Consider the following 12163-nt stretch of genomic DNA (forward strand, 5'->3'; position numbering starts at 1 on the left):
GAAGCCCACCACATCACCTACTGGTCACACGGCGGCACCACCTCCACCGACAACGGCACCCTGCTCTGCAGCCACCACCACCACCTCATCCACAAGGAACAATGGCGGATCGACATGACCACCGGCGTGCCCTGGTTCACCCCACCACCACACATCGACCCCAAACAAACACCCCGACGCAACCACCACCACACACCCCTCAGAACATAAGAGTGCATCAAAGAAGTAGACGTGGTGCTTGGGTATTGAATGCTGGCTATTCGGCTGCCGTGAACTTGGCCTCAACAAACTTCAGTAGCGGACGGGAGTTCGTGCAGACCAGGTACACCAGCAAGCCCGCAACAAACAGAATCAGCCAGGCACTCGTCGCCATCAGCACGAATCCTGAAATGAAAATGATTCCGGCGCTGCCCAAGGACACTCGCCGCTGCGCACCCAAGGTGTAAAGAGAGAGCCGATAGATGTCGCTGCTCCGGAAGGAGAAGCGGGACAACAGGAGCATGGCATTCACCGCAGCAGTAGCCACTATGACTCCGACGCCCAACAACCCTATCCGGGCAGCGATCTGGGTTGGGTTGGTTCCTGGGTCAGGGCCCAAATTTCCTGGCAGGACACTCAGATTGAAAGCAATGACCGCGAGGAGCGCGAGGTACGGAAGCCAAACCACCAAGGCCTGGCCAAAGTTACTGCGGTACGACTTCATAAAGTCATGGAAAACGCCGGTGTCCTCGTGGGCAAGGAGCCGGTTGAAGGCGTAGCAGGCAGCCACGAATGAAGGGCCTAAAAGGACCAGCGAAATCAACGCCAACGGCCCAATGAGGCCAACCAGCACCGGAGTGAGCACCAGCAGCGCATTGGGGAGAACCAGCAAAGCATTGCCAACCATGATGCCGTACACAGTTCCAGCCGCCTTGAACAACGTCCCCGATCCAAACTCAGCTTTCGTGGCTGCCATCGGAACTACTTCTTGTCCGCGTAGGCCTTGTATGCCTTGTTCGCGAGCTCGACGTACTTGCTTTGCCCCTTGCTATCGAGCTCCTTGACGTACGCACCAAACTCGCTGACAGCACGCTGCCCGGTGATGAACTTGAGAGTGTTCTGCTTGACGTGGTCCTTGAGCGGGGTGAGCGCCAGCGTGGCCTGCTCACGATCGACGTCGTTGAAGGGCACAGGCGGTGCGACCGGTCGTGGCTTCTTGGATTTCATGGCCTCTTGGAATGCCAATTCCTCGTCGTTGAACGTGGAGTGCAGGAGTTCCGTAGCGCCGCCGTAAGCAAAGTTTCCCCCAGAGAATCCGTAGTCCACCCGCAGGTCCTTGGTGCCCGAGGGATTGAGACCTTGGAAGTTGATGCCGGCGGCCAGCTTCCGCTTGCCGCCTTCCTTGGTGAAGGTGGTGCCCTCTACGCCCCACTTGCTGAATTCCTGGCCGGCATCGCTGTAGAACAGCCAGTCGATGTATTGGATGAGAGCCACAAAGCTGTCCTTGTCTTTGACGGACGAGTTCAGCATGATGCCGTTTTCCAAGCGAGTGCCACCGATGACGTCGCCTGCAGGACCGCCCGGCACAGTGATCTTGCCGATCTCGAAGTTGCCCTTGCCCAGCGACTGCTCCATGGAGGTCCGGTAAGTAATGACATTCTGGGAATTGGCGCTGATCACGAACGACTTACCGGAAACGAACTTCTGGATGGCAGAGTCGTCGGTTTGGGTGAAGCTTTCAGGATCCATCAGTCCTTCTGAGACCAGCGAGTTGAAGTAGGTCACCAGGTCCTTGAACTTCTCTGAGCCTGCGGCAAAGCCGAACTCCTTCTTGTCCTGATCGAAAAGGAGTCCATCCACCAGACCCCAGCCCGCAACTGTGCCAAAGGTTGGTGCCGCGATGTTCAACACGCTGTCGCCTTTGAACCTGTCAGAGAAAGGCACGACGTCGGGATACGCCTTTTTGAGCGACCGCAGCACTTCACGGAACTCGTCCCATGTGGTGGGCTCAGCCAAGCCTTCCTTCTTCAGTACGTCCTTGCGGAAGCACAGAGAATAATCCGGCCACAGTTCCTCGTGCAGTCCGGGAAGAACGTAGTACTTACCGTCTTCCTGGGTGAGGCCTTGGATCTCTGGTTCGAGCTTCCACTTCTTGACCTTCTCTTGGAAGTGCGGCATGAGTTCCACGTAATCGCTGACTGGCAGCACCGCCCCGGCAGATACAAAAGCGGCTTCCTGCCCGGGATAGGTCTTGGCGATGATCTCCGGGGCGCTGCCGGAACTGATGAGAAGGCTGCGTTTCTGCTCATAATCACTGTTGGGAACGATGGTTGGTTCCAACGTGACGTTGTTGTCGCTGGCCATCTTGGTGAAGAGCAGCCAGTCCTTCTTGTACGGATAGGTTGGCTGGTCGGAGAACAGGAAGGTGAAGGACAACGGCGTCGTCGCCTTGAACGTGTCACCTACCTTGAAGCTGTCCATCGCGCCATTGCGGGACTTGGACGTATCCACCTTCTCAGTGGCTTCAGAGTCACAACTGGTCATCATCAACCCGATGGTGACAACGGAGGCGAGGCCCAGGAAATCTCTTCTGCGGAATTCTCGTTTGGCGATCATTGGGTGTCCTTTCATAAGGGTTATTCCTTGACGGAACGGTTATTCCTTGACGGAACCGAGCATCACGCCCGAGAAGAAGTACTTCTGGACGAAGGGGTAGACACAAAGGATGGGAATGACGGTCAGCACGATGGTGACCGACTGGATGTTGGCCGCGATTTGGCCCACGTTTTCCGCGGTCCCGCCGGCCGAGCCGGCAGTAGTGACTCCAGCGATCATGTTGCGGAGGTAGATGGTGACCGGAAAGAGGTCGGGGTTATCCAGGTACAGGAAGGCCTGGAACCACGAGTTCCAGTTGGCTACGGCGTAGAACAGGACCATGGTGGCCACGATTGCCTTGCTCAGTGGAAGCACCACCCGGAAGAGGATGCCGTATTGAGTGAGTCCGTCGATGGATGCTGCTTCTTCCAGCTCACGCGGCATGTTTTCGAAGAAGGACTTCATGATGAGCAGGTTGAACACGCTGATGGCGTTCGGCAGGACCACGGCCCAGATCGAATCCCGCATGCCCAGCGAACTGATGAGCACGTAGTTGGGGATCAACCCGCCGTTGAAGAACATGGTGAAGACAGCGAGTCCAATGAAAACACTGCGGCCCTTGAGGTCTTTCTTGGCAATGGCGTAGGCGAATGAGGTGGTCAGCACCATGGAAATCGCGGTAGCCACCACCGTGTACAACAGGGTATTTCCGTAGTTGGTCCAGAACGTGGAGTCGGCCAGGATCAGCTTGTACGTCTCGGTGTTGAAGCCCATCGGGAACAGGTTGACCTGCCCTGCGTTGATGAACCCTTCGCTGGAGAACGACTGCGCGATGATGTTCAGGAACGGATAGACCGTCAGGAACACTACGAACAGCAGGAACACCAGGTTGAAGGCCCTGAAGATCCGCATTCCCGTGGAAACCCTCATGTCCTTCAGGAGGACACCGCCCGCAGCGGGAGGACGCAGAGAAGGAGTGGACTTGGTTGCTGTCTTGTTCACCACAGGCTCGTTCCTGCGAGGCGCTTGGATATCGCGTTCGCTGAGAGGATCAGCGTGAGGCCGATGACGGATTCAAACATTCCGATCGCCGCCGCATAGCTGAAGTTGCTGGATTCAAGGCCCACCCTGTACAGGTAGGTGGAAATGACGTCTGACGTTGCATAGTTGAGCGGGTTATAGATGAGCAGGATCTTCTCGAAGCCCACTGCCATGAACGTGCCGATGTTCAGGATCAGCAGCGTGATGATGGTTGGCCGGATGGCGGGCAGCGTCACGTGCCAGGTCTGTTGCCACCTGTTGGCTCCGTCGATCCTGGCCGCCTCGTACAGTGATTCGTCCACCCGGGTGAGTGCTGCCAGGTAGAGGATCGCTCCCCAGCCCATGGTTTGCCACACCTCTGAGCTGATGTACATCGGCCGGAACCAGCCCGGATCCTGCGTGAAGTTCACCGTGTTGCCGAACAGCGATTCAGCGATCTGGTTCACCGTGCCGGTCATGGAAAAGTTCTGCAGGATCATCCCGGCGATGATCACCACTGACATGAAGTGCGGCAGGTATGCCACGGTCTGCACGAACTTCTTGAACTTCTGGGACCGGAGCTCATTGAGCATCAGCGCGAAAATGATGGGCATCGGGAAGCAGAACACCAACGTCAGGATGCCCAGAACGATGGTGTTCTGGAAGGCTTGCCAAAAGCTGGGGTCGTTGATGAAGAGGGTGATGTATTTGAAACCCACCCACTTCTCGCCAAAGATGCTGCCGCCAGGCTGAAATTGGCGGAAAGCAATGACGTTCCCGGCCATTGGCAGGTACCTGAAAATGAGGAGGTATGCCAGTGGCAGCGCTAACAGTGTGTACAGACGCCAGTCCCGTTTGAGCGCCAGCTTCCAGCTTCCAGGCTTGATGCGCCGCTTTTTCTGTTTACTCGGCTCAGCGCCCGGGACAACCTCGGGCGGAGCGTCCAGCCTCAGTGCCATGGTTTTCCCGCCTTAGCTGTCGATTCTTCAAGGACTACGACTTCTTCAAGTACCAGGACGCCGTTCGCTGGAAGTTCCACTTCCCCGTGAATCGACTGTCCAGTGATGCGGTCTATCCCGCCGTCGAGGACGTTCACCCTGGAAGGTGCATCGTTGTGGTTGAGCACCAGGAGGAAACTTTTGGCGGCGTCGCCGGAACCGCCGGCGTCAGGATCCGAGCCAGCACGACGGCGGACTTGGACTCCCGTGGGCGCCTTCAGTTCCGGTTCCACGCCTCCGCTTCGAAGTTCGTCGTCGAGCAATTGGTTGAGCAGCCCGTCCTCGACCCGGGCCGAAAGGTAAACCGCGGTTCCTTGCCCGAAACTGTTGCGGGTGATGGCGGGGGCTCCCGCGAGGCGCCCTGAAGAGTAGCTGGCCAGGACGTCCGCCGTCTCGGCGTGCAAGTGCTCTGTCCAGTAACTCGCCGAGGAGGTACCGCCGTCGAGCGTGGAGAGCTTCACCTGTTCGCCGTCCCCGGCGAGTGGATGCATTTCTTCGCTCCACGCACCCAGCACGTTGCGGAGGGCGCCGGGGTATCCACCCAAGCGGATTGTATTGTCCTGGTCCACGATGCCGGAGAGGTAAGAGACCACCAGCCGGCCGCCGTCGGACACGTAGTTTTCGAACTTTTCGGCGGCGGCGTCGGTGAGCAAGTACGACGCCGGCATGATCACAAGGCTGTATGCAGAAAGGTCGCTGTTGGCATTGACGAAGTCCACTGTGATGTTGGCGTCGAACAGGGGGCGGTAAAAACGCAACACTTCCTGGGTGTAGTTCAGGTCCGAGCGCGGCGAATTGCCTAATTCCAAGGCCCACCAGCAGTCCCAATCGAAAATGATGGCAACCTTGGCTGTGGATCGTGTTCCCGTCAGGCCGCCCAACGATTTCAGTTCTTGACCGAGCTCGCAGACCTCGCGGAAGATCCGGGTGTTCGGGCCAGCGTGGTTCACCATGGCCGAGTGAAAACGCTCGGTTCCCCCCTTGGCTTGGCGCCACTGGAAGAAAAGGATCGAATCGGCACCCTGCGCGATGGCCTGGTAAGAGCCGAGCCGCATCTTGCCTGGAAGCTTGGAGACGTTGACGGACCACTGGCTGACAGCGCCAGTCGCTTGCTCCATGACCATCCACGGTTGTCCGTGACGTAAGGAACGCATGAGGTCAAAGTTCAATGCGGCGGCTATATGTGCATCGTCTTCACGGGGATCCGGGTAGATATCCAGCGCTGCGGCATCCTCCTGGGCGGCCCATGCCCAGTAGTCGTTGGTCTTGTAGAAGCGCATGAAGTTGGTGACAATCGGCAGGTCCGGGCTGTGGCGCCTGAGGATGTCCCGTTCGGCCTTGAAGTGTTCCAGCATGCTGTCCGAGGTGAAGCGGTGAAAGTCCAGCCGGCGGGAAGGGTTGGACCACGTGCGGGGCTGCGCCGGAACGCGTACCTGGTTCCAGTCCGAGTAGATCTGGCCCCACACGGTGGCGCTCCATGCTTCATTGAGTTCATCGAGCGATGAGTACTTCCTCTGCAGCCACCCGCGGAACGCTTTCTCAGCCCACGGCCCATAGGAGGTGGGCCCGTATTCGTTGCCTACATGCCACATTCTTAGGCCGGGATGCTTTGCGTAGCGCTCCCCCATCTTTTCCGCCAGAGCCAGGGACTTGGCTCGATACACAGGATGGGAGACGTCAAAGTGTTGGCGGGATCCGAAGCCGAAGATACTTCCGTCGGCTCGTTCCGGCATGATGTCCGGGTGCTGCTCCACGAGCCAAGCCGGAGGCACGGCGTCAGGGGTAGCCAGATCCACCCCAATGCCGTGCGCATGCATCAGGTCCATGACCTCATCCAGCCATTCAAAGTCGAAGACGCCGTCACTGGTTTCCAACCGACTCCACGAGAAAACAGCGAGGGTCACAAGGTTTACTCCGGCCTGCTGCATGAGCTTTGCATCCTCAAGCCAGACCTCACGCGGCCATTGTTCCGGGTTGTAATCACCGCCGTAGGCGATGCCGCCAAGTTTTTGATGCAACTGCTCCAGCCGCTTTTCAGCAGTCCGTAAGTCCTCAGGGTCGATGGTCATCTTTGTCCTTCGCTCGGCCTTGGTCGCCCTGGGAACTACAGTGCGACACACATCACAGAGAGAAACTATCGTAAACTTTACGCAATAACAACAGTCCACTTACCGAAACTGGAGAGTAACTTATAGGCTGTTATGGCAGCCAGGAATTGAGTAATCCCGGACTTTCAAACGTCGATGAAGGCGTAATGGGGCGCAAATAGCAACTGTTACCTAGTTTTGTTTCCGATGAAATTCAGAAACTATCGGACGTGAGCTCGGCACTCAACGCCCCAGCACAGGGTGCAGATGCTCGCCCTCAATCGCGACGCGGGCTTGAACCGCCCCTGCCTCGAGGGCATCAAAAACTGGTGCGCCCCGCAGGGTCGCGGCAAGGAAACCAGCCACGAACGCATCGCCGGCGCCGTTCGTATCCACTACGTCGGCGGGGACGGCTGGAACCTCATGCTGGGTTCCGTCCGCTTCCAAGGCGACGGCACCTTCCGCCCCGAGGGTGCAGACAGCCAGGCGAGGCCCCCGCGCAAGGCAGGAATGCATCAGCGCCCACGGATCATCCGTCCTGTCGTCATTCATGAACACCACGCCGGCCGCCCTCAGGAACGGTTCATGGAAGGCCGAGGATCCGTCGTAATCATGAAGGTCCACCCATAAAGGCGTCTGCTGAGCCTCTTCGCGCTCCAGCAGCAGCACCCCAAATTCACTGAGGTCGATCACGGCGAGATCAGCGCCAGCAACCACGGCAGCCGCCATCGCAAGATCCTCCTCCGCCGGGGCGGTAGGCACCGAGACGTAGAGAGATACCCGGCTGCCGTCGTCGGTCATGAGGTTGACATGACGCTCAGTTCGGTCGGAGGCAATCTTTTCGACGGTGACTCCCGCGTTGGTGAGGGCGCGGAGGACCCGCCCACCGTCGTCGTCCGCCCCGAGTTGCGAGCACAAGCGCACGCCGATGCCCAGATCCGCGAGGTGCACCGCTTTCCCCGCCGACGTTCCGCCGACCGTCTCCCAGGCGCGTCGCGCGAACTGCATGTGCGGAACGGGCTCGGGGAGGTGGTCCAGGAGGATGAGCTGGTTCCACGAGGCCGGGCCGCAGACGGCAACGCTCGGAGTAGCAGGCATGCGACTATCCAAGCACGGCCCAGGACCGCGTTCCCGGAAACAAACCGGCAAGTCCAAAACCGTTGACACGTGACCAAATGGTCACCTATTCTGAAGCCATGGACGCCGTGTTCAAAGCACTGGCAGACCCCACCCGGCGGGAACTGCTCGATGAGCTGTTCCGCGAGGATGGGCAAACCCTCACCGCCCTCGGAGCACGGTTCGAGATGACCCGCTTCGGCATCGCAAAGCACCTGAAGTTGTTGGAGGATGCCGGACTGGTGGTCACGCGCCGCCGAGGACGCGAAAAGCTGCATTTCCTGAACCCCGTCCCCATTAGGCTCATCCACGATCGCTGGGTGAGCAAATACGCAGAACCATGGGCCGCTGCACTCAGCGACCTCAAATCCAGATTGGAAAGTCCCATGGAAAAGATCTTCGAGATTTACATCAAAACCACCCCGGAACGGCTCTGGGAAGCCATCACCAACAGCGAAATCCGGAGCAAATACCAGTTCGGGAACACGTTCACGGCGGACTGGACTCCTGGCGGCCGGTTTGAAATGCGGAACGTCAAAGCGGACGAGCCCTTGGGAGAGGGCGAGAACATCGAAGTCGATCCCCCGCGGCGGCTCGTCCAGACGATGCAAGCATTGTGGGGCGAGGACGTCAAAGCTGAAGGAACGTCGCGGATCACCTGGGAAATCGAACCCGTGGGCGATTCGTGCCACCTCACCGTCACGCACGATCAGCTCCGCGAAGGCGCAAACGAGCAGCTGTACGGCGGCTGGCCCATGATCCTCTCCGGACTCAAGACGTGGCTCGAAACAGGCGAAACCCTGACAACGCCCGGCTCGCTCATGTACGCCTAGGCACCCTAGACCACGACGACGACAACCACGACGACGGCGGGACATTCCCGCCGTCGCCGTCGCTACCTATTGCCTCCCGCCAGTTAGGCGACGGGAGCGGCGAGTTCCTCTTCCGAGAGCCAGGCTGCCTGCATGGTGCCCAGCAGATGCGGGGCGAAGTCTTCGCCGATTTCCAGCACCACGCGGCACCGCGCACCGCGCTGGTCTGGGAAGCCGAGGTATTGTCCCCGGAGGTCGCACACCGTCTGGCCGCGGCCGGGACCATTGGTCGTGTCTACCTCCACGCGAACGGTGGGCGCCACGGTCAACTCCACTCCCCTGACGGCAATGGCAGCTGCCAGGGGATCGTGCATTGCTGAACAAGCCCGCCCGAAGATGTCCACATAGAAGCCGAAGTAGTAGCCAAGCATGTCGCCGAGGGCCCGCGAAACGGGGTGCTCGGATTCAAGCAGCTCTTGGCGGTGGGTTTCCTCCAGGACGTTGGTCATGGTGACGTCCAGCGGCACCAGCGTCAAATTCCAGTCAGCGGCGAGTACTTCCGCCGCAGCCTCGGGGTCGTTGGCGATGTTGGCCTCCGCCACGGGCGTGATGTTTCCCGGGGCCAGTGCCGCGCCGCCCATGATGGTGATTTCGGCGATGAGCTCCGGCAGCTTGGGCTCCAGCCGGAGGGCTTCGGCGATGTTCGTCAGCGGGCCGATAGCCACGATGCGCAGCTCCCCGGCATGCTTGTGTGCCAGCTGCACCAGCAGTTCAGCAGCCGTCGCCTCAACGGGCTCACGATCCGACGGAGCAAGCTCCACCCCACCGATTCCATTGTCGCCATGGACATGCGGCGCACCACCATGGAAAGTGCCGACCTGCGGATCGTGTGCGCCGATCGCTACGGGGATGTCCGGATGCCCGGCCAGTTTCAGCAGGTCCAGGGTGTTCCGCGCGCCGCCGGCGGCGCTGATATTGCCGCTCACGGTGCCGATGCCCACGAGTTCCGCTCTGGGGGTTGCGAGCAGGTAGGCGAGGGCGAGGGCGTCGTCGATTCCCGTGTCGCAGTCGAGGTAGAAGGGGGCAGCGGTGGGCTCTGTCAGGGTTCGCTGGGTCATGGTCTCTCGTTTCAGGATGTAGCGGGGGTGTTGCGAAGAGGGCGTTGTGAAGAGGCGCCGGGCGGACGCGCGGTGCCGCGTGCCGCCGTCGGGCGTTAGATCTTTTCGCCCTTCGGCGCTGTGATGAACAGGCTAACGAGGAAGGCGAGGACGGTGATGGACACCGAAATCCAGAGCGCCGCCGAGTACCCCGCCGCGGTACCCTGACCGGCGAACGGGGCAACAACCACGACGCCGAGGCTCGCCCCGATGCCGAAGGAGGCGCCGTTGATTCCCGGCAGGGCGGCTGGTGCTTCCTTGGGCGAGAGCAGGACGGACAGCCCGTTGATGGCAGTGAGGAAGAAGCCGTTGTAGAAGATTCCCAGTGCCGCGATGGCGATGAGGACGGCCACTTGGTTGTCGGCGAACAGTGCAGCAGCAATGGCGCAGACGAGGCTCGTGGCCGTGCCGACGCGGACGGTCTTGATCCAGCCACGGCGGTCGGCAATCCAGCCCGCGAGCGGTGCCGCGAACACGCCGATCAGTGCTGCCGGGGTCAGGAACAGCAGCGCTGCGACCGACGCCGGCAGGCCGAAGCCGTTTTCCTTGTCCTGGCTGAGTAGCACCACGGTGAAGTTGATAATGGCGAAGATTCCCGCGAGCGTCAGCACAGTGGTGGCGATGACCGGCCACACCTGGCGCGAACGGAGGTGGTGGACGGCGACCAGGGGCGTGGAGCGCTTCTTCTCGATGAGCCAGAACGCGGTGAAGGAAGCGATGCTGCCGGCGAGCAGGCCAAGCGCGGCAGATGAGGTCCAGCCGGCAGAAGATCCCGTGGAGACGAAGTAGGTGATGAAGACCAGGAACACGGACAGGGAACCTGCGCCCCACCAGTCCATCCGACCCGGAGCGACAGCGGATTTCCCGCCCGGGACAACTTTGATGACGCAGACGACGGCGATCGCGGCCAAGGCGAGGACGGCAACGAAAATCGACTGGAAGCCGAGCGTTTCAGCCATGAGCCCACCAAAGTAGCCATCAACACCGCCCACGCCGCCGTTAATGGCGGCGATGATGCCGATGGATGTCCCGAAGAGTCGGGCAGGCAAGTATTCGTTGAGCACGATGTAGGAGAGCGCGAAGATGGCGCTCGAGACACCCTGCATGAAACGGCCAGTGACCAGCAGCGGCAAGTTCGGGGCGAAGATGCACAGCACAGTTCCAGCGCCCATGATGGCCAGGACCAACAGCAGTGCGGTGCGGCGGCCGATGAAGTCGCTCCAGCGTCCAATCACCGGTCCGGAGATGGCGCCCGCAAGGAAGAACATGGACTGCACCTGCGCCACGGCCTCGGGCGTCTCGCCAAAGAAGGAACCGATGTGCGGGAGTGCCGGGGTGATCATGCTGGCGTTGAGCTGGAACGACAATACCGCGAGGACCAGCGTCGTGATCAGCAGGGCAGCAGCCCGACCGCCGGGTCGGGTATCCGACGTCGCTTCTGCGGTTTCGGAAGGCTGCGCCTCAACCGCGGTGTTGGGGATATTCACATCAAACTCCTTTGTCCGAGGGCGCTGGCGGCGCCACGAGATGTGAGTTGTTATACAAGCATGTATTACGAGCTTGTGCAACCTATCACATTTTTCCGGTACAGTGTCCGTAACCAAACCCAAGTGAGGCACCCTTGACCGACAATGCCGTCCAGTTCCTGTCCCGACCCATTGCGCCGCAACCCGGCCAGCCTTTGCGCGTTGCGGCATACTCACGCATAGCCGAGGCAATCCGGACCAAGCTGCTCCCTCCTGGCTCGTTACTCCCCACCGAGACCGAGCTGGGCGTCATGATGGACGTCAGCCGCACCGTGATCCGGGAAGCGCTGATGCTGCTGGAGGAAGACGGACTCACCAGGGCACGGCGGGGAGTCGGCCGGTTCGTTGCTGATTCGCTGCCACGGATTGGCATCGAACATATCCGCCCGTTCGATCAACTCCTTGGTGGCTCGGAACAGGACATCCAGGTCAAGCGTGTTGCGGCGATCAAACAGCCAGCCTCCGAATTCGTGGCGCCCGGAATCGGCGTCCAGCCCGGCGAAGACTGCTGGTTTTGGGAAAGCGTGCTCATCCGCAATGGCGAGCCCGTGGCCCACCTGCAGGAAAACGTCGCCCAAGGAATCCCCGAGGCCGAAGCCCTAGCTGAATCAGCCGAAGCGCCCACCCTTTCGGCTGCCACCCTTTTGGAGGTCCTCAGCGGGCTTCCGGGGGCGTCACTTGGACCTGGCGAATGCGAAATCAGCCTGAGTACCGCGGGTCCCAGCCGCGCTAAGTTGCTGGATCTTCGCCCGTCCGAGCCGGTGCTGGTCCTCACCCAATACGTCCGCCACAAGGGCTCCCCGTTCTACCTGGCCAAATGCCTCGTTGCCGCCAAGGCCGGACACCTCTCCGTCATCCAATCCTCCTGAATCC

Annotated in this window: 11 protein-coding genes; 3 read left to right on the forward strand and 8 right to left on the reverse strand. The window is 60.3% G+C overall.

Annotation, left to right across the window (positions count from 1 at the left end):
• A partial coding sequence (locus ABIE18_RS15180) for an HNH endonuclease (RefSeq protein ID WP_499723515.1) occupies window positions 1-210 on the forward strand: 210 nt, incomplete at its 5' end.
• A gap of 46 nt (window positions 211-256) precedes the next feature.
• On the opposite strand, the gene ABIE18_RS15185 is transcribed toward ABIE18_RS15180, so the two are convergent.
• From ABIE18_RS15185 to ABIE18_RS15210, 6 genes are all read right to left on the reverse strand, one after another.
• Complete coding sequence (locus ABIE18_RS15185; RefSeq protein WP_499723516.1) at window positions 257-955, reverse strand: YesL family protein; 699 nt, start codon at window positions 953-955, stop codon at window positions 257-259.
• A 5-nt stretch (window positions 956-960) separates the two neighbouring features.
• A complete protein-coding gene (locus tag ABIE18_RS15190; protein WP_499723517.1) occupies window positions 961-2610 on the reverse strand; it encodes an ABC transporter substrate-binding protein in 1650 nt (549 codons plus the stop codon).
• A gap of 24 nt (window positions 2611-2634) precedes the next feature.
• Complete coding sequence (locus ABIE18_RS15195) at window positions 2635-3579, reverse strand: carbohydrate ABC transporter permease (RefSeq protein ID WP_477516729.1); 945 nt, start codon at window positions 3577-3579, stop codon at window positions 2635-2637.
• The gene (locus ABIE18_RS15200) at window positions 3573-4553 is read right to left on the reverse strand and encodes an ABC transporter permease (protein WP_499723518.1); all 981 of its coding nucleotides are present in this window, start codon (window positions 4551-4553) and stop codon (window positions 3573-3575) included. The genes ABIE18_RS15195 and ABIE18_RS15200 overlap by 7 nt, the downstream gene beginning before the upstream one ends.
• Complete coding sequence (locus ABIE18_RS15205) at window positions 4544-6661, reverse strand: beta-galactosidase (RefSeq protein ID WP_499723519.1); 2118 nt, start codon at window positions 6659-6661, stop codon at window positions 4544-4546. The genes ABIE18_RS15200 and ABIE18_RS15205 overlap by 10 nt, the downstream gene beginning before the upstream one ends.
• A 261-nt stretch (window positions 6662-6922) precedes the next feature.
• Window positions 6923-7777 (reverse strand): carbohydrate kinase family protein, encoded by an 855-nt coding sequence (locus ABIE18_RS15210; protein ID WP_499723520.1) that lies wholly within the window; start codon window positions 7775-7777, stop codon window positions 6923-6925.
• Window positions 7778-7875: 98 nt separating this feature from the next.
• Between ABIE18_RS15210 and ABIE18_RS15215 the strand changes: the two genes are divergently transcribed.
• Window positions 7876-8628, forward strand: a complete 753-nt coding sequence (locus ABIE18_RS15215) for an ArsR/SmtB family transcription factor (protein ID WP_216926161.1) — start codon at window positions 7876-7878, stop codon at window positions 8626-8628.
• An 83-nt stretch (window positions 8629-8711) separates the two neighbouring features.
• Here ABIE18_RS15215 and ABIE18_RS15220 read toward each other — a convergent pair whose 3' ends face one another.
• Both ABIE18_RS15220 and ABIE18_RS15225 read right to left on the reverse strand, forming a co-directional pair.
• Complete coding sequence (locus ABIE18_RS15220; RefSeq protein WP_499723700.1) at window positions 8712-9710, reverse strand: nucleoside hydrolase; 999 nt, start codon at window positions 9708-9710, stop codon at window positions 8712-8714.
• 110 nt (window positions 9711-9820) lie between these two features.
• On the reverse strand, window positions 9821-11251 hold the full coding sequence (locus tag ABIE18_RS15225; protein ID WP_499723521.1) for an MFS transporter: 1431 nt from the start codon (window positions 11249-11251) through the stop codon (window positions 9821-9823).
• Between the two features lie 134 nt (window positions 11252-11385).
• On the opposite strand from ABIE18_RS15225, the gene ABIE18_RS15230 reads away from it, so the two are divergent.
• On the forward strand, window positions 11386-12159 hold the full coding sequence (locus ABIE18_RS15230) for a GntR family transcriptional regulator (protein WP_499723522.1): 774 nt from the start codon (window positions 11386-11388) through the stop codon (window positions 12157-12159).
• Window positions 12160-12163: the final 4 nt, after the last annotated feature.

Source organism: Arthrobacter sp. 2762, from assembly GCF_040548745.1.
GTDB lineage: Bacteria > Actinomycetota > Actinomycetes > Actinomycetales > Micrococcaceae > Arthrobacter.